Annotated in this window: 23 protein-coding genes; 18 read left to right on the top strand and 5 right to left on the bottom strand. The window is 57.4% G+C overall.

Features of this window, described 5'->3' with window-relative positions:
• Positions 1–123: 123 nt before the first annotated feature.
• Together C7820_RS21825 and C7820_RS21820 are read right to left on the bottom strand one after the other, a co-directional pair.
• Positions 124–1,158 carry an anthranilate phosphoribosyltransferase gene (locus C7820_RS21825; RefSeq protein ID WP_116232837.1) on the bottom strand — a complete coding sequence of 345 codons (1,035 nt, stop codon included), beginning with the start codon at positions 1,156–1,158 and terminating at the stop codon, positions 124–126.
• Complete coding sequence (locus tag C7820_RS21820; protein ID WP_076172798.1) at positions 1,155–1,778, bottom strand: ANTAR domain-containing response regulator; 624 nt, start codon at positions 1,776–1,778, stop codon at positions 1,155–1,157. The genes C7820_RS21825 and C7820_RS21820 overlap by 4 nt, the downstream gene beginning before the upstream one ends.
• Positions 1,779–2,121: 343 nt before the next feature.
• Between C7820_RS21820 and nirB the strand changes: the two genes are divergently transcribed.
• The 13 genes from nirB (at position 2,122) to C7820_RS21755 (ending at position 14,595) form a co-directional block, all read left to right on the top strand.
• Positions 2,122–4,557 (top strand): nitrite reductase large subunit NirB, encoded by a 2,436-nt coding sequence (nirB, locus tag C7820_RS21815; protein ID WP_116232836.1) that lies wholly within the window; start codon positions 2,122–2,124, stop codon positions 4,555–4,557.
• A gap of 12 nt (positions 4,558–4,569) precedes the next feature.
• Positions 4,570–4,887 carry a nitrite reductase small subunit NirD gene (gene nirD, locus C7820_RS21810; protein WP_089549144.1) on the top strand — a complete coding sequence of 106 codons (318 nt, stop codon included), beginning with the start codon at positions 4,570–4,572 and terminating at the stop codon, positions 4,885–4,887.
• 23 nt (positions 4,888–4,910) lie between these two features.
• Positions 4,911–5,780: a formate/nitrite transporter family protein gene (locus C7820_RS21805; RefSeq protein ID WP_116232835.1), complete on the top strand. Its 870-nt coding sequence runs from the start codon at positions 4,911–4,913 to the stop codon at positions 5,778–5,780.
• A complete protein-coding gene (gene cobA / locus C7820_RS21800) occupies positions 5,777–6,544 on the top strand; it encodes a uroporphyrinogen-III C-methyltransferase (RefSeq protein ID WP_116232834.1) in 768 nt (255 codons plus the stop codon). Before C7820_RS21805 ends, cobA begins: the two co-directional genes overlap by 4 nt.
• A 391-nt stretch (positions 6,545–6,935) precedes the next feature.
• Positions 6,936–7,460, top strand: a complete 525-nt coding sequence (locus C7820_RS21795) for a sigma-70 family RNA polymerase sigma factor (RefSeq protein ID WP_116232833.1) — start codon at positions 6,936–6,938, stop codon at positions 7,458–7,460.
• Entirely contained in the window at positions 7,453–8,853 is a 1,401-nt protein-coding gene (locus tag C7820_RS21790; protein ID WP_116232832.1) for a DUF4179 domain-containing protein, read from the top strand. Before C7820_RS21795 ends, C7820_RS21790 begins: the two co-directional genes overlap by 8 nt.
• 186 nt (positions 8,854–9,039) lie before the next feature.
• Positions 9,040–9,450: a DUF4395 domain-containing protein gene (locus C7820_RS21785; protein ID WP_116232831.1), complete on the top strand. Its 411-nt coding sequence runs from the start codon at positions 9,040–9,042 to the stop codon at positions 9,448–9,450.
• 216 nt (positions 9,451–9,666) lie between these two features.
• Positions 9,667–10,725: a lactonase family protein gene (locus C7820_RS21780; protein ID WP_309545774.1), complete on the top strand. Its 1,059-nt coding sequence runs from the start codon at positions 9,667–9,669 to the stop codon at positions 10,723–10,725.
• A gap of 129 nt (positions 10,726–10,854) precedes the next feature.
• Complete coding sequence (locus C7820_RS21775) at positions 10,855–11,043, top strand: hypothetical protein (RefSeq protein WP_116232830.1); 189 nt, start codon at positions 10,855–10,857, stop codon at positions 11,041–11,043.
• Positions 11,044–11,322: 279 nt separating this feature from the next.
• On the top strand, positions 11,323–12,441 hold the full coding sequence (locus C7820_RS21770; protein ID WP_116232829.1) for a sulfate ABC transporter substrate-binding protein: 1,119 nt from the start codon (positions 11,323–11,325) through the stop codon (positions 12,439–12,441).
• Between the two features lie 41 nt (positions 12,442–12,482).
• Positions 12,483–13,316, top strand: a complete 834-nt coding sequence (gene cysT, locus C7820_RS21765; protein WP_076172807.1) for a sulfate ABC transporter permease subunit CysT — start codon at positions 12,483–12,485, stop codon at positions 13,314–13,316.
• Between the two features lie 74 nt (positions 13,317–13,390).
• On the top strand, positions 13,391–14,251 hold the full coding sequence (cysW, locus tag C7820_RS21760) for a sulfate ABC transporter permease subunit CysW (RefSeq protein ID WP_089549136.1): 861 nt from the start codon (positions 13,391–13,393) through the stop codon (positions 14,249–14,251).
• Between the two features lie 125 nt (positions 14,252–14,376).
• On the top strand, positions 14,377–14,595 hold the full coding sequence (locus C7820_RS21755; protein ID WP_116232828.1) for a YezD family protein: 219 nt from the start codon (positions 14,377–14,379) through the stop codon (positions 14,593–14,595).
• 249 nt (positions 14,596–14,844) lie between these two features.
• Here C7820_RS21755 and C7820_RS21750 read toward each other — a convergent pair whose 3' ends face one another.
• On the bottom strand, positions 14,845–15,708 hold the full coding sequence (locus C7820_RS21750) for a hypothetical protein (protein ID WP_116232827.1): 864 nt from the start codon (positions 15,706–15,708) through the stop codon (positions 14,845–14,847).
• Positions 15,709–15,897: 189 nt separating this feature from the next.
• On the bottom strand, positions 15,898–16,548 hold the full coding sequence (locus tag C7820_RS21745) for an MgtC/SapB family protein (protein ID WP_105445702.1): 651 nt from the start codon (positions 16,546–16,548) through the stop codon (positions 15,898–15,900).
• A gap of 174 nt (positions 16,549–16,722) precedes the next feature.
• Here C7820_RS21745 and C7820_RS21740 point away from each other — a divergent pair, with 174 nt between their 5' ends.
• From C7820_RS21740 to C7820_RS21730, 3 genes are all read left to right on the top strand, one after another.
• Positions 16,723–17,445 (top strand): DUF421 domain-containing protein, encoded by a 723-nt coding sequence (locus C7820_RS21740; RefSeq protein WP_116232826.1) that lies wholly within the window; start codon positions 16,723–16,725, stop codon positions 17,443–17,445.
• A 79-nt stretch (positions 17,446–17,524) separates the two neighbouring features.
• A complete protein-coding gene (locus C7820_RS21735) occupies positions 17,525–18,157 on the top strand; it encodes an NAD(P)-dependent oxidoreductase (RefSeq protein WP_116233127.1) in 633 nt (210 codons plus the stop codon).
• Between the two features lie 160 nt (positions 18,158–18,317).
• The gene (locus tag C7820_RS21730; protein ID WP_116232825.1) at positions 18,318–19,946 is read left to right on the top strand and encodes an NAD(P)H-hydrate dehydratase; all 1,629 of its coding nucleotides are present in this window, start codon (positions 18,318–18,320) and stop codon (positions 19,944–19,946) included.
• A 26-nt stretch (positions 19,947–19,972) separates the two neighbouring features.
• On the opposite strand, the gene C7820_RS21725 is transcribed toward C7820_RS21730, so the two are convergent.
• Complete coding sequence (locus C7820_RS21725; RefSeq protein ID WP_076172813.1) at positions 19,973–20,443, bottom strand: hypothetical protein; 471 nt, start codon at positions 20,441–20,443, stop codon at positions 19,973–19,975.
• A gap of 361 nt (positions 20,444–20,804) precedes the next feature.
• Between C7820_RS21725 and C7820_RS21720 the strand changes: the two genes are divergently transcribed.
• Both C7820_RS21720 and C7820_RS21715 read left to right on the top strand, forming a co-directional pair.
• Positions 20,805–21,740 (top strand): carbohydrate ABC transporter permease, encoded by a 936-nt coding sequence (locus tag C7820_RS21720; RefSeq protein WP_116232824.1) that lies wholly within the window; start codon positions 20,805–20,807, stop codon positions 21,738–21,740.
• Between the two features lie 21 nt (positions 21,741–21,761).
• On the top strand, positions 21,762–22,601 hold the full coding sequence (locus C7820_RS21715; protein ID WP_116232823.1) for a carbohydrate ABC transporter permease: 840 nt from the start codon (positions 21,762–21,764) through the stop codon (positions 22,599–22,601).
• The last annotated feature ends 24 nt before the right edge of the window (positions 22,602–22,625 follow it).

Raw genomic sequence — 22,625 nt, 5'->3', positions numbered from 1 at the left:
GTGCGAGGCTTAGGCGGCAGTAGTCAGCTAATGGGGCTACACTGTAGACAAACCAAAGAACGCCCCGGAATTTTCCGGGACGTTCTTTGTTCTGCCTCTACCGATAGCAGGAAGACAGGGGATTCAGACCGTTAACGGCTGGTTTTTAAGCACCGCCTGCCACTTTTTATACAGCTCCCGCGGCTTGCCGGATTCCAGCAGCGCCTTGCCCGTATACAGGCCTTCCTCAACTGACTGCACCCGATCTGCCAGATGCAGGCGCACTGCCGCGTTCAGCAGCACCTGATACATAAAAGCCATATTGCCCTTGCCCTGCAGCACCTGGCCGGTGACCGCCGCCTGCTCGGCTGGCGTCCAGTCGACCTCTGGCAGCGGCGTATCCAGGCCAAAGCTCTCCGGATCGATGATCTGGAGCGAAGCCTCCCCGTGTTCGATCCGGTAGGTTCGGGTCGGGCGGTGGATGTACAGCTCATCCGAGCCTTCGCTTCCCTGGATAATCAAGGCCCGCTCATAGCCGAGGTTCATGATGAGCCGGCCGAGCCGGTCAAAGACCGTGTTATGGTACACCCCGAACGTTAAGAAAGGGGAGTGCCCGTAATCCGCAAACTTCTCGGCCGTGTTGAGCACGGTCCGCATGCCGAGCTCCTCACGGATGGGGCGAAGCTTTGCCAGCGGAGGACACCAAGTCTCGGCATGGGCGTACAGTACGCCCGTCTGGCGCGCTGCTTCCAGGCACAGCTCCCTGGACAGCGACGCATCGGAAATACCCATTGCGGCAAACACATCGGCCAGCGTCATCCCCCACTTCGGCGGAAGGGACGCAGACCCGTGCAGGGTAACAGGCAGTCCGGCGGCAGCCAGCACAAACGAGGTGGCGATCGTGGACATAAAGGACGACTTCCGCCCGTCATACGGGCCGGCGCAGTCGATGCCCTGCGGAAGGTCCGAACGGGCGGCGTGTTTGCGCAGGACCGACACGAAGGCTTCCAGCTCTTCTACGCTTTCCATTTTGATGCGTTCGGCGATAAAAAACGCCCCGATCTGGGCGGGCGTGGCGGTTAAACCGAGGATCGCTTCAGCCGCCTGGAGGGCTTCCTCATAGGTCAGGTCACGGGCGCCCCGCTTGCCCCGGCCGACTTCTTTTAATAAATGGATCATGATTTCTTGGCACCTCCCGAACCGGATTCCTGAAGCAGCTGATACAGCTTGACGATGGAGGTCGCGACGTCCACCATCCGTTTCCGTTCATTCATCGCCTGCTTGCGCAGGACGTCATAGGCTTCGGATTCCGATATATTTTTGAGTTCGCACAGAATCCCCTTGGCCATATCGATCCACTTTCGTTCCTCAATGCGGGCGAGAAGCTGCTTGCGCTCGTTCTTCCACTGCTGCCGCTCATAAAAGTGGGCGGAGCTGAAATGCAGCGACCAATGCAGCTCGTGCGCTTTCATGGTCGGAAATAAAAGCCCGTCAATAATAACATCATCCTCACATGCCTCGAGGGACATGGAAGCGGCCGTATCGCTGCACCACCAAAGAACCGGCGTTTGTTTGTGTTTCTCGAGCTTGCCGCACCAAGCCTTGATCTCGGAGACCGGAAGGTGAAGCACCGCACCGTCCGCATCTCCGATTCCGGCGATCGCCTGCTCTTCGTTGCGTGCTAGATGGACTTGGTACCCGTAGGAACGAAGGATGTACTCCGGCAGAAGCGTCCTGCTATCTGAATCACTTCGCTCTGAAGGAGGGGTCTGGCGGTGGATAACCAGCAATGAACGCATGCATAGACGCTCCCTTCTTAATTCAGTCCAGTCAGAGTTTAAGATGAGTGCAACAGATTTGTATGTTAATTTATATAACATAAAACAAGGTGACATGTCGATAACCAAATGAAATTGTGTTTTCATGTTAAATATGTTGACAAACGCTCGGGGGATAGTGTATATTTCCCTCAAGAACTTGATAACAGCCGGATACAACGGTGTATCCTTTATAGCGGCAATGAAGCCTGCTTTCGACTCCTGAGCCAGAGTGCGTCCACTCTGTCCGGGGCCCGAAGGCGGGCTTTTCTGGTTTTTGGTACAAGATTCAGAAGATTGGACTATTGAGGGGAGCGGAAGAGACATGGCGACGAAAAAGCTGGTCATGGTCGGTAACGGGATGGCGGGGGTAAGAGCGCTGGAGCATCTGCTGAAGCTGGCGCCGGATGCGTACGAAATCACGATTTTCGGGGCGGAGCCTTATCCCAACTACAATCGGATCATGCTGTCATCGGTCCTTGCGGGCGGTGCGGATATTCAGGAAATTGTGATCAACGACTGGGACTGGTACAAAGAAAACCGGATTCAACTATATGCCGGGCACATGGTGACCCGAATCGATACGAAAAACCGCGTCGTTTACTCCGATCAAGGTGCAGAGGCGAAATATGACGTGCTGATTATGGCGACGGGCTCCAATCCGTTCATGCTCCCGCTTCCGGGCGCAGATAAGGAAGGGGTCATCGCCTTCCGGGATATCAAGGACTGCGAAATGATGATGGAGACGTCTAAAAAGCATAAAAAAGCTGTGGTCATTGGCGGCGGACTGCTGGGGCTCGAAGCGGCGAGAGGGCTGCTGCACCTCGGCATGGACGTCTCGGTCGTCCATATCCATCCTTATTTAATGGAGCGTCAGCTGGACGAAACCGCATCACGGATGCTGCAGCGGGAACTGGAAGCCCAAGGGATGACGTTTCTGCTGAGCAAGCATTCCGAGTCCATTATGGGGCGCAAGCGGGTCAAGGAGCTTCGCTTTACCGACGGCACCCGGGTCGACGCCGATTTGATCGTCATGGCGGTCGGCATCCGGCCGAATGTGGCCTTGGCGAAGTCCGCCGGAATTGAGGTCAACCGGGGCATCGTCGTCAACGATTATATGGAAACGAACATTCCCGGCATCTATGCCGTGGGAGAGTGCGCGGAGCATCGGGGCATCGCCTACGGACTGGTCGCTCCCCTGTATGAACAAGGGGCCGTGCTCGCCAAACGGCTTGCGGGCGTCGATACCGCCGGTTATGCCGGCTCCGTGACTTCCACCAAATTGAAAGTGTCAGGCGTAGATGTATTCTCCGCGGGGCATTTTGCCGAACCGGAGGGCACCAGGGCGTTGCGCTACCAAGATGAAGTGGAGGGTGTGTATAAAAAGATCGTCATCCACGACGACCGGCTCGTCGGCGCCGTCCTGTTCGGGGACACAGGCGACGGCTCCAAGCTGTTCTCGCTGATGAAGAGTCGGGAATCGGTCAAGGGCCGGGAAAAGGAGCTGCTGCTCGGCTTCGCCGTTGGCGCCGGGTCTTCCGTATCGCCGGAAGAACGGCTGGCCAGTCTGCCGGATGACGAGATCATCTGCGGCTGCAACGGCGTCACCAAAGAGACGATCAAGGACGCGATCCTGAACAAAAATTGCACGACTGTATCCTCGGTCAAAGCGTGCACGAAGGCGTCTGGGTCCTGCGGCGGCTGCAAGCCGCTGGTCGAGGGACTGGTTCAGCTCTATGCGGGTGATGCGGCAGGAGAGCCGGTCAAAGAAGGCATATGCGGCTGCACAACACTGAACCGGGACGAAATCGTCGCGGAAATCTCCCGGATGGGACTGAAGTCTATCAAAGAAGTGATGAACGTGCTGGGCTGGAACAATCCCGAAGGCTGCTCCAAATGCCGTCCTTCGCTGAACTACTATTTGGGTATGCTGTTCCCCGAGTCTTATAAGGATGAAAAAGAATCCCGGTTCACCAACGAGAGATACCACGGGAACATTCAAAAGGACGGAACCTATTCCGTGGTGCCGCGGATTTACGGCGGCGTCACTTCTCCGTCCGAGCTGAAGAAAATCGCCGAGGTCGCCGAGAAATTCGACGTGCCGATGGTCAAGATCACCGGCGGGCAGCGGATCGACCTGCTTGGCGTCAAAAAGGAGGATCTCCCGAAAATGTGGGAGGAGCTCGACATGCCTTCCGGTTATGCTTACGGCAAAGCGCTCCGCACGGTCAAAACCTGCGTCGGTTCCACCTTTTGCCGGTTCGGTACCCAGGACTCCATCGGCATGGGCATCCGGCTCGAAAAGGAGCTGGAGCGTTTGAGTACACCGGCCAAGGTGAAGCTGGCCGTATCGGGATGTCCGCGGAACTGCGCGGAAGCGACGATTAAGGATTTCGGCGTGGTCGCCATCGATGGCGGCTGGGAGCTGCATGTCGGCGGCAACGGCGGCGTGCATGTGCGGGCAACCGAGCTGCTCTGCGTCGTGAAGACGGAGGATGAAGTGGTCGAATGGGCGAGTGCCTTTATTCAATATTACCGCGAGCATGCGCAGTGGAACGAACGGACTTCGGTCTGGATTGAGCGGGTCGGGCTGGACAGCGTGAAGAAGGCGCTGGAGAAGAAGGAAGACCGCGAGGCTCTCCAGGCGCGGCTGAAGCTGGCGCTCAGCACGCAGAAGGATCCGTGGAAGGAGATTTTGTCCGACAAGGAACTCCGCAAAAACTTTGAACCTCTGCCGAATGCAGAGCCTGTGAAGAACTAAGGGGGAAACGGGATGGTTAAGCATCTGATCGGAAACATATCGGAAATCGATCCGAAAGGATCGCGGACGGTGGTGCTGGAGGGGACGGAAATTGCCTTGTTCCGCTTAAGCGACGGGGATATTTTGGCGGTGGAGAACAAGTGCCCGCACAAAGGAGGAAAGCTCTCCGAAGGCATGGTGTGCGGCAAGGATGTGCATTGTCCGCTGCACGACTGGAAAATCGACCTGCGCAGCGGTTGCGTACAGGAGCCGGATACCGGCAAGGTCAGCACCTATGAGGTTGAGGTGGATCCGGTAAGCGGGGCGATTTATTGCCTGACGGAATCTTAAGCGAGAGGGAGGAGGAGCAGCCGATGGATTATGTAAAACCAGGCGAGGTTCTAAATGACATGATTGAGGGAGGCGCGAACAAAGCGAAGCTGAGTCCGGGGCAAATGCTGGTGCGCAGCATGCTGGCGGGGGCAATACTGGCCTGTGCCACGACGCTGGCCTTTACCGCTTCATCCCAAACGAATATTCCGATGGCCGGTGCGCTTATTTTTCCCGTGGGCTTTGTGATTATCGTGCTGCTCGGGCTGGAGCTGGTGACAGGGAGCTTTGCGCTCATTCCGCTGGCAGTAATGCAGAAAAAGGCCTCGGTCCGCTCCATGCTTGGCAATTATGGATGGGTCATCCTCGGCCATGTGATCGGCTGCCTGGTCTATGCGGTGCTGTACGGCCTGACCATTACCAAAATGGGGCACGACATGAGCAGCCCGCTTGTCCAGACGATCATCAAGACGAGTGAAGCAAAGACGCTGGCCTATAAGGAGCTCGGCGGCGAAGGTCTGCTGCTGGTCGTGATCAAGGCGATGCTGTGCAACTGGATGGTGACGCTGGGCGTGGTCATGGCGTTTACGTCCAAGTCTACCGCTGGAAAAATCGCAGCGATGTGGCTGCCGATCCTCATCTTCTTCGGCCAGGGATTCGAGCATGCCGTCGTCAATATGTTCGTCATTCCGGCCGGGATGATGCTGGGCGCCAACGTCAGCTTTGCCGATTGGTGGCTGTGGAACCAGATCCCCGTGCTGATCGGCAACTTCATTGGCGGCGCTTTGTTTACGGGCGTAGCGTATTACGTGTCCATCCGCGGATTTGGCAGAAGTAAATCCGGCGCGATCGGATCGGCCGGGGCCCGCGGCTCCATGGAGGCGGCGGCTGTGTCTGCCGAACGCGGCCGATGAAGCCGGGCATGGTATCTATCGTCGGCGCTGGTCCCGGTGATCCGGAGCTTATTACAGTAAAGGCGCTCCGGCGGATCCAGGAGGCGGACGTCATCTTGTATGACCGCCTGGTGAACAAGGAACTGCTTGGGTACGCGAAGAAAGGCGCCGCGCTCCTCTACGTCGGCAAGGCGCCGGGGCAGCATGCGGTGCCGCAGGCGGAAATCCACGAGCAGCTCGCCGCTTTCGCCCTGAAGGGCAAGCAGGTCGTGCGGCTGAAAGGCGGCGACCCGCTGATCTTCGGCCGCGGCGGCGAAGAGGCGCAGGAGATGGCGCTGCGCGGCATCCCGTACGAGTTCGTGCCGGGCGTGACCTCGGCGATCGGCGCCGCCTCTTCGGCGGGCATCCCGCTGACCCACCGGGGGCGGAGCGCCTCGGTCGCCTTCGTCAGCGGCTCGAGCTGCGCCGGCCGGGAGCAGGGTCCCCGCTGGGACCTGCTTGCCCAGGGCGTCGACACTCTGGTCGTGTACATGGGTGTCGCCGGCATGGCCGATATCTGCCGCGAGCTGATCGCTCACGGCCGGCCGCATTCGGCCCCGGCTGCGATCGTCGAGCAGGGGACGAGCGAACAGGAGCGGGTCATTACCGGCACGGTGGGCAGCATCCACAAGCTGGCTACCCTCATGCACGTCAAAAACCCGGCCTTGCTCATTTTCGGCGAGGTGGTGCATGTGCGGGAGCAGCTGCTCCGCCTGGCCGAGGAGGCTGAGGAGCGGATCGGGTAACTTTAGGGAAGCCGTGAGAAGGGACAGCCGAAGGGGGTTCCGGTCTAAACCAGCGGCTGACCGAAAAACAGGGAAGGACCTTCGTTAAGCAGGCAAGGACTGCCTAACGGCGGTCTTTTTTTGTTTATTTGCCTCCTGGTGATGGGCGTTCCTGAGAGCCAGGTTATCTTTTTTTGAAAAAAGTGAACTTCATTTAAAACCGTTCCGTGCTTTCCACAGTCTTTTTAGAGTATAGACTTTTAAATATTCAGCGGAGCTGAAGGTCTATACTCGCAGGACAAACTTCCTCAAATCGCGGTCTGTCTTCATTGGAAGTATGACGATAGATGTTTGTCTTGGATATACAGACGCTGGCAGGGCCGGCGAAGGGGAGAGGGAAAGGGGTCTGACGATGGAACAAACCGAGCTGGCCGCTGCAGCATGCCGCGGGGACGAGCAGGCTTTTCATATCCTGGTGTCCGGGCAGCAGAGGCGCTTGTACGGCATTGCCTACAGCTACCTGCATCATGAGCAGGATGCGCTTGAAGCGGTGCAGGAAGCGGTATGCCGGGCCTGGATCAAGTGCGGAAAGCTGAAGGATCCGGGTGCGTTTATCCCGTGGCTGACCCGGATCCTGATCAAATGCTGCGTGGATGAGCAGAAGCGCAAGAAGAGGGTGCAGCCGCTTCCGGACCATGCGGACATCCGGTCGAACGAAATGATCAGCGACAGCAAAATCGATCTGGAGCGTGCCCTGGACCTTATGAAACCGAAGTACAGGCACGTGTTGATGCTGAAATATTATGAGGACATGACCTTAACCGAAATCGCCCGGGTGCTGAACCGGCCGGAGGGCACAGTGAAAACATGGCTGCATCAAGGTCTTAAGCAGCTGCGGGGAAAAATGGAGACAGGAGGCGAGTTGTTTCATGGGTGAGGAAAAGGAGCGTCTGCTGGAGCAGTACTTTCAGTCCGCGGCCATTGCGAGCCGGCGGATCCCTGAGCCTCTGCTGGAGGAAGCAGTGGCGGCCGGCCTGAACCGCGGCAAGCGAATCAGGCGCAGTCGGGCGATCATGCGCCGATCCGCGGTTTTCATTGGGACAGTGGCGGCAGCGGTGATACTGGGGATCGGGATCGCATTTCCGCAGGCCTACAGCCTTTCCAGGTTGGAAGGTTTGGCGGCTAATCTGATAGGCAGAGCGGAGATTCCCGATTATGTCGAGCAGCTGGCCGGGGACCGGGGAATTTTGCGGGAAGCGCTGGACGACGGGAAATACCAGGCGGTCGCGCGGACGGCTTCCTATGGCGGGTACCAGGTTACGGTGGACGGCATGCTGACGGACCTGAATCATGTCGTCCTGTTCTATACGTCGTCCCGCAGCGATACCGGGGAGCGGATTACGCCGGATTCGCCAAGGCTGTTCACCCTGGGATATGATCCATTGAACGCCGTCCAGTTCATGGCAGGCTCACAGCAGTTTAAAGGCGTTACGGAAGAGGGCGGGATCTATCACGACATGATCATTTTTGATCTTCCCTCAGGCGAAACGCTGCCGTCCGAGTTTTATTTGGCCGGTCGCTGGCGGAACGAAGGGAGTCCGGTTCCCGATGATGAGTGGCTGGAAGTAAAGATCCCGGTCAAGGTCAATCGGCTGGCTGTTCTGGAGCGGGACATTGATGTCAATCGGACACTGGACTTCGACGGACAGAAAATCAAGGTATCGACCGTGAAGCAGGTCGTTCAGCAGCTGGAGGTCACCTTGCTGGCCGATCCGTCTAACAATAAGCGTGCAGAGAGAATGAATGGGCTGGTGCTGTATAACAACCGGAAGGGAGGGTACGCCGCATATAACCTCGTTACGATGGTTTCGAACGGAGAGGGTTGGAAATTGGGTTACCTTGCGCCAGAATACCAGCGCGGCGATCCGCTCATTTTAACAGGAAAAGGGCTGGAAACGGCGTTTGATGGCGAGAAGAAGATGGTGATTAACACCGCGACGAAGACGCTGGTTCAAGCTCCGGACAGCCGCCTGCAGCTTAAGAGCATCGAACGGTCAGGCAGCTTTATCCGGATCCGGACTGCGATTAAAACTCCACTGCAAGGCATGGCTTACGTGGCACGGCCGAAAAACGATTTTAAGGATGCGAAGGGGGCCGTCTATTCCCTTCCGCAGGATGGTGAAATCCATGAAAGGTGGCACAGCAGCGGGGAGTGGAGCGAATATTATTTTGATATTCCGGCTCGCCAGTACGCCCAGCCGCTCACATTTGACCTGAGGGATTACCCTGGAGGACTGATACAGCAGGATTTTAAAATCGAGATCAAGTAAGCTTCACGATGAGAAGGGCTCTGCCGCGGCGCAGGGCCTTTTCCATTGGAGTCGGTAAACGTTTTAGATCATAAAAGATGAATTGCGTAAATCACACCTCGTTTTATTCCTATTGTACTCATCGGATTAATATTCTATAGTAAGGTCAAAGACCCCTATCTCTTCTTTAAAGGACGGTGAAACCCGATGAAGGAAATTCCAGAACCCTATGTCAAAGCGAATCAGACCGGCATCGTGCTGTTTGTGATCCTGACCGCCGTGTTCAACCAGCCATACATTTTGCTGGCGCCGTGGATCATTCAGGTGCTTGGATTGCTGACAGGGAAAAATGCGTTCGTGCTCTTGGCCAAACCGTTTCTTCGTGTCCAAGGCAAACCGACTCAGGCACTGGAACTGCAGCGGTTCAACAATGTGCTGGCCGTGCTGTTCCTGACGCTGTCGCTGCTCTTTTTTGCGCTGCAGCTGCCGGTGCTCGGGTATATTTTTTCGGCGCTGCTGTTTCTGGCGGCATTCGTGGCGCTGTGCGGTTACTGCATCGGCTGTACGGTGTATTTTCAATACAAGCAGTTTAAGGCGAGAAGACGGATTCATTCATAAACGGGTTTAATATACAGGGAAAGTGACCGCCCACCGGTCCGTTCGTTTCCATACCATCGAGGCGCTCGCAGGAGCGCTTTTTTGCTGTGCTTCTTCTTCATCAGCCGCAGGCAGTCGCCGAGAATAAAATAGGGTAATATATAGAATGAACTACAAAAATGAATCTATAATGAATTCAGATGTGGATCCTATTTTTGAATGGACAAGGAGTGGTGAATGGTGAACCCGGAAAATAAAAGCTTCTTCTATACAGGTACATACGCCCCTGAGGCGGAAAAGGGGATATTCCTCTGTTCCCTCAACACGGAAACCGGGGAAATGGCCGTCGTGAACGGCCTGCCCGGCATGGCCAATCCCTCGTATCTGACGCTGAACGCGGCGGGGGACCGGCTGTATGCGGTGAGCGAAACGGGAAGCGGTGAGATCTTCGCCTATTCGATCGACAATGAAACCGGCGAGCTGCATCTGCTGGACCGGATGCCGACAGAAGGGGAGGACCCCTGCTATGTCTCCTTGACCAGGGACGGGCAGTTTGCGATGGTGTCCAATTATTCCAGCGGGCATATTAATGTGTTTCGGATCGGCGAAACCGGCGGGCTGGCGGAGATGACCTCCATCGTCAAGCACAGCGGGCGCAGCATCCGGAACGACCGGCAGGAAGGGCCGCATCCGCACTCGATTTTTCAGGATCCGGAAGGTAGGTTTGTGCTGGTCTGCGACCTGGGGCTGGATGAAATCGTGCTCTACCGCCTGGAAGACGGCAAGCTGGTGACCCACGGGGAAGTAAAAACGACGCCTGGAGCGGGACCGCGCCACTTTGATTTTCATCCGTCCGGCAAGTGGGCGTACGGCATTAACGAGCTCGACAATACAGTAACGGTGTTTGCCTATAATGGGCAGGCCGGGGAATTGAAAGTGCTGCAGAACGTATCTACGCTGCCTGAGGATTTTACCGGGGAGAGCTTCTGCGCCGACATCCATATTTCCCCTTGCGGGCGTTTCCTGTACGGGTCCAACCGGGGAGATGACAGCATCGTCCTGTTCCATATCAACGAGTCGACTGGTGAACTGACCCCGGTGGATTGGGTATCGACGGGCGGAGAGTTTCCGCGCAATTTCGCGATCATTTCGGGATACCTGATAGCGGCAAACCAGAACACCGGCAATATGCTGTCGTACAAGATCGATTCGGATTCCGGGCGATTGACGCCGACCGGCTTTGCGCTGGAGCTGCCGAAGCCGGTATGCATCCAGCAGTGGGTGAAAGGCGAATAGCAGGCTAATTTCTTAACAACCAAAACCAGGGTTCCATTTTATGGTTCCCCTGGTTTTTTTGTTGTGATACATTGAGGTTAGGCTCCATTGCAAATTTCCGATATGACGGAGCGATGAGAGGGGGATAGGATGAGGAAGTTCCGATGGCTCGATTACGCGATTGTGTTTGTCCTCGTTTTTGGTCTGGGGATCATCAATATCGTCCCGCCGGCCAATTACGTTGGTGTTATAGCCAAACTCGCCGTATCCGCAATGCTGGTCAGTCTGGTTGTCGGCACCGTCACGAACCTGGTGTTCAGGTCCAGAAAGAGAAATTGATTTTTGTAAAAAAAAGGTTTGACAGGTACGTTTCGGCTCACTACAATATAGCCATATAACATACTAATCAGGTAGGAATAATTACAAATTGAAGTTCTCACCGTACGGACGGAGGAACCTCTGGAACAGGAGCAGACAGGTCGATACATGACTGGTTTGTCTGCAGGCTGTGCCGGATTTTCCTCTGTCCTTTTTTTGCTTGGCGAACATCGGCCAAACCGAGAATTTCACGGTGAATCATGGTCAGGCCGTACATTTTATCACTGGGGAGTGGGTCATATGGTACACGTATGGAGAAGAAAACAAATCGTAAGGCGGGGGATGAGCGCAGGGCTGGCGCTGCTGCTGACTGCTGCGTTAGCGGCCTGCGGAAATGGAAGCGGCAGCGGAAGTACGGACAAAGAGGCGGGGGGCACGACCGAAGGGAAAAGCACGGAGGCGCAGGCGGACAGCTCGGCCAAACCGGTTGAACTGCTGAACGTTTCCTACGACCCGACACGGGAGCTGTACGAGAACTACAACAAGGCGTTTGCGGCCTATTGGGAAAAAGAAAAGGGCCAGAAGGTCACAATTAAGCAGTCGCATGGCGGCTCGGGGGCGCAAAGCCGTTCCGTCATCGACGGACTCGAAGCGGATGTGGTCACGTTGGCGCTCGGCTATGACATCGATGCAATACAGAAGAAAGGCCTGATCAATGAAGGCTGGGAAAGCAAATTCGAGCACAACAGCACGCCGTACAGCTCGACGATCGTGTTTCTGGTGAAAAAGGGCAACCCGAAGAACATCAAGGATTGGGGCGATCTGATCAAAGGCGACGTGGAAGTCATCACGCCGAATCCGAAGACATCGGGCGGCGCCCGCTGGAATTACCTGGCGGCGTGGGGCTATGCCTTGAAGCAAAACAATAACGACGAGGCCAAAGCGCAGGAGTTCGTCAAGGAACTGTTCAAGCACGTACCCGTGCTCGACACCGGCGCTCGCGGAGCGACGACAACCTTCGTAGAGCGCGGCATCGGCGACGTGCTTCTTGCCTGGGAGAACGAGGCCATGCTGTCGGTCAAGGAGCTTGGTCCGGACAAATTCGACATCGTCTATCCGTCGGTCAGCATCCTTGCCGAACCGCCGGTCGCCGTCGTTGACAAAGTCGTGGATAAGCGCGGAACCCGCGAGGTAGCCGAAGCTTACCTGAAGTACCTGTACTCGGAGGAAGGCCAAACGATCGCTGCGGAAAACTTCTACCGGCCGACACTGGATAGCGTCAAGGAGAAGTTCAAGGATAAATTCCACGACATCAATCTGTTCACGCTGCAGGATGTATTCGGAACATGGGATGAGACGCAGCAGAAGCATTTTAGCGACGGAGGCATTTTCGATCAAATTTATACGCCTGGCAGCTGATCGGCGCACACAAGGCCGAAGGCAGGAAAGGATGAACGGTCATGAGTCAAGTGAATGCGGCCCGGCGGAGGGTGCTGCCGGGTTTTGGGCTGACGCTGGGGTACAGCGTGCTGTATTTGAGCCTGGTGGTGCTGATCCCGCTGTCGGCGCTCCTCCTAAATTCCACAGGGCTGAGCTGGGACAAATTTTGGCATGTGGCTACCGACCCGCGGGTACTGGCCTCTTACAAGATCAGCTTTTTGACCTCGGCGGCGGCCGCCCTGATCGATTCGATCCTGGGGCTGCTGATCGCTTGGGTGCTGGTGCGTTACGAGTTTCCCGGTAAAAGGCTGTTTGACGCGCTGATCGACCTGCCCTTTGCGCTTCCGACCGCGGTAGCGGGGGTCGCCCTGACGGCGCTCTACTCGCAAAACGGCTGGATCGGCTCGCTGCTGGAGCCGCTGGGCATCAAGGTGGCCTTTACGCAGCTGGGCATTACGATCGCGCTGATGTTCATCGGCATTCCGTTCGTTGTGCGGACCGTGCAGCCTGTGCTGCAGGACGCGGAGCGGGACGCTGAAGAAGCAGCCGCCACGCTCGGGGCGAAGCGATTCCGGACGTTTCGGACCATCATTTTGCCGGAGCTGATTCCGCCGCTCCTGACGGGTTTTGCCCTGGCGTTCGCACGCGGCATCGGGGAATACGGCTCGGTCGTATTCATTTCCGGAAATATGCCGATGAAGACGGAAATCGCCCCGCTGCTCATCATGTCAAAGCTGGAGCAGTACGATTATGCCGGCGCCGCCGCCGTAGCGATCCTGCTGCTGCTGATCTCGTTTCTGCTGCTGCTTGTCATCAATTCGCTGCAGCGGTGGACACGGCGCTCGGTGCGTTAATGCCCCGCCCGGGTTTAACCCGGCCCGGACTATACCCTATGCTCAAGTGTCACTAAGAAAAGGAGGGCTTCCCTATGGCAGGTACCGTGCCCATGACTTCCGTCCAAACGAGTGCCCAGGCTTCGCCGGCCACGACGGAAGCGGCCTGGGTTAAATGGCTGCTAATCGCGGCGGCCGGGCTGGCGATGCTCTGGCTGATCGTGCTGCCGCTGCTCATCGTTCTCACCGAGGCGCTCAAGAAGGGATGGGATGTGTACGTCGCAGCTCTCGCCGATCCAGATGCGCTGTCCGCCCTGAAACTGACGCTCATCGTTGCGCTGGTGACCGTTCCGCTGAACACGGTGTTCGGCATCGCCGCGGCCTGGGCCATTACTAAATTCAAGTTTCGCGGCAAAGGGGCGCTGATCACGCTGATCGACCTGCCCTTTGCGGTGTCGCCCGTCATCGGAGGGCTGATCTTCGTGCTCGTGTTTGGGGCCAACGGCTGGTTCGGCCCCTGGCTGAGCGACCACGATATCAAAATCATCTATGCCGTGCCGGGCATCATCCTGGCAACGCTGTTCGTAACCTTTCCCTTCGTGGCGAGGGAATTAATCCCGCTGATGGAGGACCAGGGCACCCAAGAGGAGGAGGCGGCCGTAACGCTGGGCGCACGCGGCTGGCATGTATTTACCCGGGTGACCCTGCCGAATATCAAATGGGGCCTCCTGTACGGGATGATCCTGTGCAACGCCCGCGCTATGGGGGAATTCGGGGCGGTGTCGGTCGTCTCCGGGCATATCCGCGGACAGACGAATACGCTGCCGCTGCACGTTGAAATTTTGTATAACGAATACCAGTTCTCGGCGTCGTTTGCGGTGGCGTCGCTGCTCCTGCTGCTGGCGCTGGTCACTCTTCTTTTTAAAAGTTGGCTGTCGTGGAAAAATGCTCATTGACAGCGATTTTACCCGCGTGATAATGTTAAACCATACTAATTTGGTTGGAAAAGAAGGATTATTATTACATTCATCCCCAATGGCTCATATTCCTTAAAATCCAGGAACTAAAGGAGGCGTCAATTGTGGCAAAACCTCTTATCGTTGATGAAGTATGGAAGGAACGTATTGCGAGTCAGCTGAACGATATGGAATTCGGTTCGCTTCACATCGTTGTGCATGAGGGACAGATCGTGCAGATGGAGCGGACGGAACGCAAACGGTTTGAGAACACGTCGGGTAGCTCCGTGAAGGCGGCAGCAAGAGCCGAGCGGAGGACCGGAAGAGAGTCCGGGCTGCGCTAGCCGAGGACGCCCCCCGTCAGCATGACGAACGGACAATAAATAACCCCGCTGAATGCCTTACCTTCCATCGTGGAAGGGGGCAGGACAGCGGGGTTATTTTTTAAGAGATCAGAAAGTATAAGTTTCGGAGCTTCTGCTTCCTGATCTCGCAAGAAAAACTTCCTCTAGACGCGGTCTGTCTTCTGTGAGCCAACCCTATTCCACAAGTGGAACGAGGGGGAAGGGCCGCAGGACGCGGTCTGTGGAGACTCAGCGATCCTTCGGATTCTCCTCGTTGTCTTGGGTTACTTCGCGGTGGCCGGCATAGGGCCGGTTCCGGCGGCTGGGCTTGGGGTTCAGGTTAAAACCGAACAGGAACAGCACCACCTGGACGGCCAGTATGTAAGGTGCCGCGGTCAAACCGAGCAGGTGCAGAAGCGCCACCGCGGCGATGATCAGGGCGAGCAGCCGGTACAGAATGCCCGGCGTATCCCTTCGGGTATCCATGATGACCCAGTACAGGAAGAGCGTGGCCGCGAGGCATGAAATGAGACGCGTCCACAGCTCGAGGCTTGTCCATGACAGGGCGGCGGCGCCGCTGTCCTGAAAGCCGTTATACAGCTGGATGAACCAATACAGGGTGAGGACCAGAGCGGCGAAAGGAACCGCCGGGCGGATCATTCTCCAGAAGCTGGTGCCCCAGCCGGGATTGTCTATTTTGCGGATCAGCACCGATTGTTCATGAATCCGCCGGTGGATTTCCCGGTCCAGCATTTTCTGCAGCATCAGGAGCCGGGAGAAATCCCGTTCGCGTATGTAAGCATCGATCATGTCCAGCAGCTCCGGAGTCATCAGCGGGGCCGCCTTGCATTCCTGGAGCAGCTGGACAAGCTGGTCCGGCTCCTGGGCGCCGACATGGGCGGCTTCCACTTCTTCGCCAAGGACGCCCTGCGCCCGGCTGTACAGGGCGAGGGTGCGCTGCAGCAGCTCCAGCCGCGCGGCGGCCTCGGCCCTCAAGGAACGGGATGTGCGGATGTACAGCCAGAGGAAGACGATGACCGCGAGCCCGGCTACGATCAAATTCGACTCCGTTCCGGTCAGCCGGTCAAGGCCGGTCTGTAGAGCAAGGGACAACAGCGCCACCTCCCTTCAGTCATTATTATTTTATCAAGATCAGGAATTTCAAAGGTGAAGCTGAATCATCCAATGATCGCAAGAAAAACATCCGCTAAATGTGGTCTGTCTCCTGTGAATTTGCATCAGCAGCGGTTTTATTTTAACTATTGCATAACCTTTCCGGGATTTCAACAGGTTAAACCTTCGCTACTCAAGGTTTGCGGATAATATATGAGGCAGTTCACCCAGCTCCCGCAGCAGGTCCTGCAGCGTCCCGTTATGCTTGGCCCTGGCCTTGATGTTCAGGTGATACAGGCTGCTGTCGCCCGGGTCCTGTTCGAGCTGGTAGGAGGTCACTGCGATTTTCCGCGCCGACAGGCGCTCGAGAATCGGCTTCACGGACTCCTTGTCATCCAGCTCAAATGAAATGCTGAGCGCTTTGCCGGTTTTGAATATGCTCAGCAGCTCCAGACCGATCATGACGAGAATGGTGGCGCTGATCCCAGCCGCATACATGCCCGAGCCGATGGTCAGGCCGATGCCGGATGTCGCCCACACGCCGGCCGCGGTCGTCAGGCCGCGCACGCTTTTCCGCTCAATAATGATCATGCCTGCACCTAAAAAGCCGATGCCGCTGACAGCTTGGGCGGCGACCCGGCTCGGGTCGAGCGCAACGTGGTCGTGGTCCATAATGTCGAAGAAACCGTACTTGGATACCAGCATAATTAATGCGCTTCCAACCGCAACGAGAAAGTGGGTGCGCAGCCCCGCCTCCTTGGCTCTCAGCTCCCGCTCAAGACCGATTACGGCTCCAAGCAGGCCGGCCACGGCCAGCCGGACGATAAATTCACCAATCATGTGACAACAGCTCCTCTCCATGCTACAAATGTTTTTGCAACCATCCACCGTCCCTAAAGTACTGCTCCCCAGGTAACATTACCCATTCCGCCCGCCGATGCCAATCGGGATTTTCACCCCCGCCCTGAAATGGGTAAGTATTGAGCAAACGATGAGACACGGGAGGCGGAGGTTATGGATTATGGCATGATCACCATAAAATTAATTACGGGATTCATCGGCTTGTGGCTGATGACCCGGGTTCTCGGGAAAAAGGAAATTTCCCAGCTGACCCCCTTCGACTTCGTCTCCTCGCTTATGCTGAGCGAGCTGGTGGGGAATACGGTATACCAGAAGGACGTCCACTATGGCCAGCTCCTGTTCGGACTGGCGGTTTGGTTCATCCTATCGTATTTATTTGAAAAAGTCACCCAGTATGCGCGCCGAACCAGGGGGCCTTTGGAGGGTACGCCTTCCATATTAATACACAACGGGAAAGTGGATATGCGGGAAATGAAAAAGAACCGGCTGGATTTCGAGCAGCTGCGCATGATGCTGCGTCAAAAGGATATTTTTTCCCTGCGCGAGGTTGCTTATGCCATCTTTGAAACGAACGGCTCGCTCAGCGTTCTGAAGAACGCGGATTTTGAAGCGGTCCAAAAACAGGATCTGGATCTGGATTCGGATCCGTCCGGCCTGACCTATAATCTGCTGGAGGATGGGGAATATAACGACGATAAATTGCAGCAGATCGGAAGAGACCGGAAATGGCTGGCGGCCATGCTGAAGGAAAAAGGCTTCAGCGATCCCGGCAAGCTGGCCTATGTCGAGTGGGAGGAAGGGAAAGGATTATACATTTTGCAGCATAACCGGGAAGGGCAGACGGGGAGCGGACGTCTGAAAAAAGCGGAAGGATAGCATGCGGAAGACAGGTCATGTAGAATAATAACAGGCATAACAGCGAAGGAGACAATAACCTATGGAAACGATCAATGCAATGCATATTACGATATTTGGAGCCAGTGGACAGGTCGGAAAAGCCATCGTTCGTGAGGCGCTGAAGCGCGGGCACGGGGTCACGGCCGTCGTGCGGGATCCCGCCAAGCTGACCGAGGAGCACGAACGGCTGAAGGTGGTGACCGGAAACATTCTGGACCCTGCATCAGTGGCCAGCGTTTGCGAAGGACAGGACGCGGTCATCAGCGCGTACGGTCCGACGTTCGGGGAGGAGCAGGAGCTGCTGGAAGCTGCGCGTTCGCTCATCGAGGGCGTGCAGCGTGCCGGCGTGAAGCGGCTGCTCATCGTCGGCGGGGCGGGCAGCTTGAAGACTGGTCCGGACACGCTGCTGATGGATACGCCGGAATTTCCGCAGGAGCTAGTGCCGCTGGCCAGGGCGCATGCGGATGCGTACGACATTTACAGACTGTCCGACCTGGATTACAGCTACCTCAGTCCGGCGGCGGTGCTGGAAACCGGACGGCGCACCGGCAACTTCCGGATCGGCATGGACATGCTCATCACCGATGAACTGGGCAGCAGCCGGATCTCGATCGAAGATCTGGCCGCGGCTCTGATCGACGAAATGGAGGATCCGTATTTCGTCCGCACCCGGTTTACGGTAGCTTACTAGATTAGCGACGGGCCTCCGCGGACAGGCTGCTTCTATATTAAGCATCCGGGCGGAGGCTGCCTTGGAATGGAGCAATACGAGGGTCCCTTTAAAACAGCTGGATGACATCGAAGACAACCCCACATCGGTGGGGTTGTTTCATATAAGGAGGAGACGGCAGATGTATATCGTGACATCCGACGAAATGAGAGAGCTGGACCGCCGAACGATCGAGGAGGTCGGCATCCCGGCTGTGGCGCTGATGGAGAACGCCGGCAGAGCCATCGCGGAGGAGGTGATCCGGTGGTGCAGGGAGCGCCGTTATGTCAGCGGTGGCAGCCGGAAAGGCGCTGAGTTCAAAAATGGAAGCCAGGGCGATAATGTGCCGGTCGTTCAAGGAGACGCTGCGCTCCGGCTGGAGGAACCGGAGCGCGAGCATTGGCTCGTCCTGGCCGGCAAGGGCAACAACGGCGGGGACGGCCTGGTCGCGGCGCGGTACTTGCGTGAAGCGGGCATGCGCGTCACGATCGTGTACGCCGCAGAGCCCGGCAGCCTCACCGGCGAGGCGGCGCTGCAGCGGGACGCGGCCCGCACATTGGGCATCCCGGTGCTCGTCCACGGCCGGGACGACGTGGACTTCACCGCCTGCACGGGCATCGTGGATGCCCTGCTCGGCACCGGCAGCCGCGGTGCGCCGCGCGGCGCCTACGCCGAGCTGATTGCCGCAGCGAACGGCAGCGGCAGGGACATCGTGTCGGCGGACATCCCGAGCGGGCTGGACGCCGACACGGGGGCCGTGCACGATCCCTGTATCCGTGCACGGCGGACCGTATGCCTCGCGTTCCTGAAGCGAGGCCTGGCGCAGTTCCCCGGCGCGGAAGCCGCCGGGGAGATCGTGGTGCGCGCCATCGGCATCCCCGCGCTGCTGTGCGCGCAGCAGAACGTCAGCACGTTCCTGCTGACGGAGGAGGTGCTGCGCACGCGGCTTGGGGTCGATACGGCGCGCCGCCGCTCGCCGGACGGCCATAAAGGCACGTACGGCCACGTGCTTGTAGCGGCGGGCAGCCTGCCGATGAGCGGCGCGGGCCTGCTCTGCTCGCGGGCGGCCCTGCGCGCCGGCAGCGGCCTCGTTACCTGGGCGCTGCCCGGTCCGCTGCTGCCGCATATGGCGGGCGCTGCGCCTGAGGTCATGCTCGCCTCGGCGACCGCCGCCGACTGGCACGAGGCCTCCGCCGCCCGCGTGCTCGAGCTGCTGGCCGGGCGCGACGTGCTCGCCGTCGGCCCCGGGCTGGGGCGCTTCGAGGGCGACGGCCGCTGGCTGCGCACGCTCTGGGAGGAGGCGGCATGCCCGATGGTCGTCGACGCCGACGCGCTCAACATGCTGGCCGCCAGCGACGACCTGGACGCGTGGAAGCCGCGTCAGGCAGACACGGTGCTGACGCCGCATCCCGGCGAAATGGCGCGGCTGGCCGGCTTGTCCACCGCCGAGGTGCAGCGCGACCGGATCCGCCTGGCGTCCGAATACGCCAAGGCGCACCGGGTGACGCTGGTGCTCAAGGGCGCACGGACGGTCATCGCCACGCCGGACGGCGATGCGTTCGTGAACGCGACCGGCAGCCCGGGCATGGCAACCGGCGGCGCCGGCGACGTGCTGACCGGCATCATCGCCGGGCTGCTGGCCCAGGGCGCAAGCGGCCCACAGGCCGCCGCGTTCGGTGTGTACCTGCACGGACTGGCCGGAGAAGCGGCGGCGCGGCGCCGTTCCAATCCGGCATCCCTCGTGGCGGGCGATATCATCGAAGCGCTGTAGCCGGCCCGGAGCCGCAAAAGCGGCGGCTACAGAAAGCCCCAGCAGAGCAGGGGAACCAGCAGGGCGAAAATCAGCGTGATGAGTGAATCGCGTACAAACAGCTTTTTCCCGACGTAAAACAGCAGCACCGTACACATGCCCGCCACCGTGGAGGCGATATGGTCCGTTCCTGCGGCGTCATGTACATACAGCGCATAGAAGCACAAAAAACCGGCCGCCGCGTAGATCGAGATTTGTTTGTCCCTGGACAGGGGAGGCAGCACGTACAGCACAAAATCCGCCAGAATGGAGGCGGTCATCGCATAACCGTAGACCCAATAGGACAAGGGAATGGGCAGATCGGTGTCCGATGCCAGAGGAAGCTGATCCTGAAGGGGCAGCATGCCGGAGAGTATCACCAGCAGGAGCAGCGTCAAGCCGGCCGATGCGAGCTTGTTCAGGGCGTACAGCCCCGATTTGAGCCTGGACGAGATAAAGGGGGAGCGGTCTGAATTCATCAAGTTTCTCTCCTTGTGATTCCATAGTACGTAGTACAGCATAATCGGATGCCGGAGCAAAGGTGACTGGGGATGTCATCTGCAGACGGCAGAGGTTTTAGCGGTGCGGGTTTGGAGTTCCGTTGCTGAAAAAAGTAAATATTAGCGTGAATATGATCAAAATACCGTCAAAGCTGCTGACGGTATTTTTTTTATAATATCAAGTATAAATTCCAGAGCCATTGCTTCCTGATATGGCAAGAAAAACTTCCTTTAGACGCGGTCTGTCTTCGGTGAAGGTACGTCGATCGACGTTTTTCTTTTAATCAAATCAGGCTTTAAGGAATGCAGAAGAAACGGGGTGTGGAGCTTGGAACAACGAATGGAAACGGCCGCGGCAGCGCCGCCGGGCATAGGGAAACGCACCCGGAAGAGCGGCTCCCTCCAGCGGGGCGAAACGCTGTGGGGAATGCTGTTTGTCAGCCCGATGCTGCTCGGGGTATTCATCCTCGTGCTGGTGCCGATCGTCGCAACGATGGTGCTCGGATTTGCCGACTGGAACTTTGTGCAGGGGTGGAACGGCATCCGCTGGGTCGGATTTGAAAATTTTCGTAATTTGCTTCATGATGACATGTTTATTAAATCGGTCCGCAATAATGTCATCTTTCTGCTGACCGTACCGGTGTACATGCTCATTTCGATGGTGCTCGCCATCCTGATCGACCGGTTCGTGTACATGAAGAGCTACTTCAAAGTCGCTTACTTCATGCCCTATATCTCGAGCGTCGTCGCGGTCGCCGTCGTTTGGCAGGTGCTGTTCCAGCCCTCCTACGGCCCGATCAACGAACTGCTCAAATCGATCGGGGTGCATCATCCGCCAAAATGGATTGCCGATCCGCATTTTGCGCTGCTGTCGATCATGATGATTTCGGTCTGGATCTCCATCGGCTTCAACATGATCATTTACATCGCCGGGCTGCAGTCGATCCCGCGCGACCTGTACGAGGCGGCTGACATCGACGGCGCCAACGGTTGGACAAAATTCACCCGGATTACGGTGCCGCTGCTGTCGCCGACGTCCTTTTTCCTGATGGTGACGGGCATCATTTCAACGTTCAAAGTGTTTGATATCATTGCGGTGATGACGCAGGGCGGCCCGGTGGGCTCCACGACGATGATGGTTTGGTACCTGTACGACACGGCATTCGTCAATTTGAAGGTGGGCTACGCTTCGGCGATCGCCGCGGTCCTGTTCGCCTTTGTTATGCTGATTACCCTTGGACAGTGGTCCGCCCAGAAGAAATGGGTCAATTACTAAGCGAAAGGAGCTGAGCGGAAAATGATGACACGTACCGGGCCCGACTGGCGCAGGCTGGTCATCACCGTGGTCATGCTGGCGGTCAGCATCCTGTTTCTGATGCCGTTCATCTGGATGCTGGTCACTTCCTTCAAGATCGAAAAGGACGTCTTCGTCTACCCGATCCAGTGGATCCCAAGGAAATGGAACGCGGTGGCGAATTATAAAGAGGTATGGTTTGGGGATTACCCTTTTTATCTCTATTACTGGAACTCGATCAAGGTAAGCGTGCTGACGACGCTGATCTCCTGCACGGCGTCGGCCCTGGCCGCCTATGGCTTCTCCAAAATCCAGTTTGCCGCCGGGCGCTGGCTGTTCATGATTGTGCTGGTCACCTACATGATTCCGGGGCAGGCCATCCTGATTCCGCAGTTTATTTTGTACCGCAACATCGGCTTGTTCGACAGCCATTTCGGCTTGATCATTCTAGGCAGCTTCAGCGTGCTGGGCACGTTCATGCTCCGTCAATTTTTTATGGGCATTCATCAGGAGTTCATCGAGTCGGCGAAAATCGACGGCGCGGGCCATCCCCGCATCTTCTCCTCGATCGCGCTGCCGCTTGTGAAGCCGGCGGTGGCGACTTACGCTATTCTGCGTTTTATCTGGACCTGGAACGATTACCAGAATCCGCTGATCTTCCTGCGGAGCGACCGGCTGTTTACGATTCCGCTGGCGATGCAGAAGTTTACGTCTTTAAGCGGGGAGTTCTACTCGCTGATTATGGCCGCGGCGGTATCCGCCATTTTCCCGCTGCTGCTGATTTTTATCATTGGGCAAAAAAACGTCATCGCTGGCATCGCCCTCGGGGGAGTCAAGGGCTAGCATCCGTCAAGATAGCAGGATCAA

Origin of the sequence: Paenibacillus sp. VMFN-D1 (assembly GCF_003386155.1) — a bacterium.
Lineage (GTDB): Bacteria > Bacillota > Bacilli > Paenibacillales > Paenibacillaceae > Paenibacillus_AQ > Paenibacillus_AQ favisporus.
Note: the sequence above shows the minus strand (reverse complement) of the source record. Positions and strands in the feature narration are given on the sequence as shown.

Bases quoted from the DNA above. Each gene is read 5' to 3' on its own strand.
- C7820_RS21825 (WP_116232837.1), bottom strand. From the start codon at position 1,158: ATGATCCATTTATTAAAAGAAGTCGGCCGGGGCAAGCGGGGCGCCCGT.
- C7820_RS21820 (WP_076172798.1), bottom strand. From the start codon at position 1,778: ATGCGTTCATTGCTGGTTATCCACCGCCAGACCCCTCCTTCAGAGCGA.
- nirB (WP_116232836.1), top strand. From the start codon at position 2,122: ATGGCGACGAAAAAGCTGGTCATGGTCGGTAACGGGATGGCGGGGGTA.
- nirD (WP_089549144.1), top strand. From the start codon at position 4,570: ATGGTTAAGCATCTGATCGGAAACATATCGGAAATCGATCCGAAAGGA.
- C7820_RS21805 (WP_116232835.1), top strand. From the start codon at position 4,911: ATGGATTATGTAAAACCAGGCGAGGTTCTAAATGACATGATTGAGGGA.
- cobA (WP_116232834.1), top strand. From the start codon at position 5,777: ATGAAGCCGGGCATGGTATCTATCGTCGGCGCTGGTCCCGGTGATCCG.
- C7820_RS21795 (WP_116232833.1), top strand. From the start codon at position 6,936: ATGGAACAAACCGAGCTGGCCGCTGCAGCATGCCGCGGGGACGAGCAG.
- C7820_RS21790 (WP_116232832.1), top strand. From the start codon at position 7,453: ATGGGTGAGGAAAAGGAGCGTCTGCTGGAGCAGTACTTTCAGTCCGCG.
- C7820_RS21785 (WP_116232831.1), top strand. From the start codon at position 9,040: ATGAAGGAAATTCCAGAACCCTATGTCAAAGCGAATCAGACCGGCATC.
- C7820_RS21780 (WP_309545774.1), top strand. From the start codon at position 9,667: ATGGTGAACCCGGAAAATAAAAGCTTCTTCTATACAGGTACATACGCC.
- C7820_RS21775 (WP_116232830.1), top strand. From the start codon at position 10,855: ATGAGGAAGTTCCGATGGCTCGATTACGCGATTGTGTTTGTCCTCGTT.
- C7820_RS21770 (WP_116232829.1), top strand. From the start codon at position 11,323: ATGGTACACGTATGGAGAAGAAAACAAATCGTAAGGCGGGGGATGAGC.
- cysT (WP_076172807.1), top strand. From the start codon at position 12,483: ATGAGTCAAGTGAATGCGGCCCGGCGGAGGGTGCTGCCGGGTTTTGGG.
- cysW (WP_089549136.1), top strand. From the start codon at position 13,391: ATGGCAGGTACCGTGCCCATGACTTCCGTCCAAACGAGTGCCCAGGCT.
- C7820_RS21745 (WP_105445702.1), bottom strand. From the start codon at position 16,548: ATGATTGGTGAATTTATCGTCCGGCTGGCCGTGGCCGGCCTGCTTGGA.
- C7820_RS21740 (WP_116232826.1), top strand. From the start codon at position 16,723: ATGGATTATGGCATGATCACCATAAAATTAATTACGGGATTCATCGGC.
- C7820_RS21735 (WP_116233127.1), top strand. From the start codon at position 17,525: ATGCATATTACGATATTTGGAGCCAGTGGACAGGTCGGAAAAGCCATC.
- C7820_RS21730 (WP_116232825.1), top strand. From the start codon at position 18,318: ATGTATATCGTGACATCCGACGAAATGAGAGAGCTGGACCGCCGAACG.
- C7820_RS21725 (WP_076172813.1), bottom strand. From the start codon at position 20,443: ATGAATTCAGACCGCTCCCCCTTTATCTCGTCCAGGCTCAAATCGGGG.
- C7820_RS21720 (WP_116232824.1), top strand. From the start codon at position 20,805: ATGGAAACGGCCGCGGCAGCGCCGCCGGGCATAGGGAAACGCACCCGG.
- C7820_RS21715 (WP_116232823.1), top strand. From the start codon at position 21,762: ATGATGACACGTACCGGGCCCGACTGGCGCAGGCTGGTCATCACCGTG.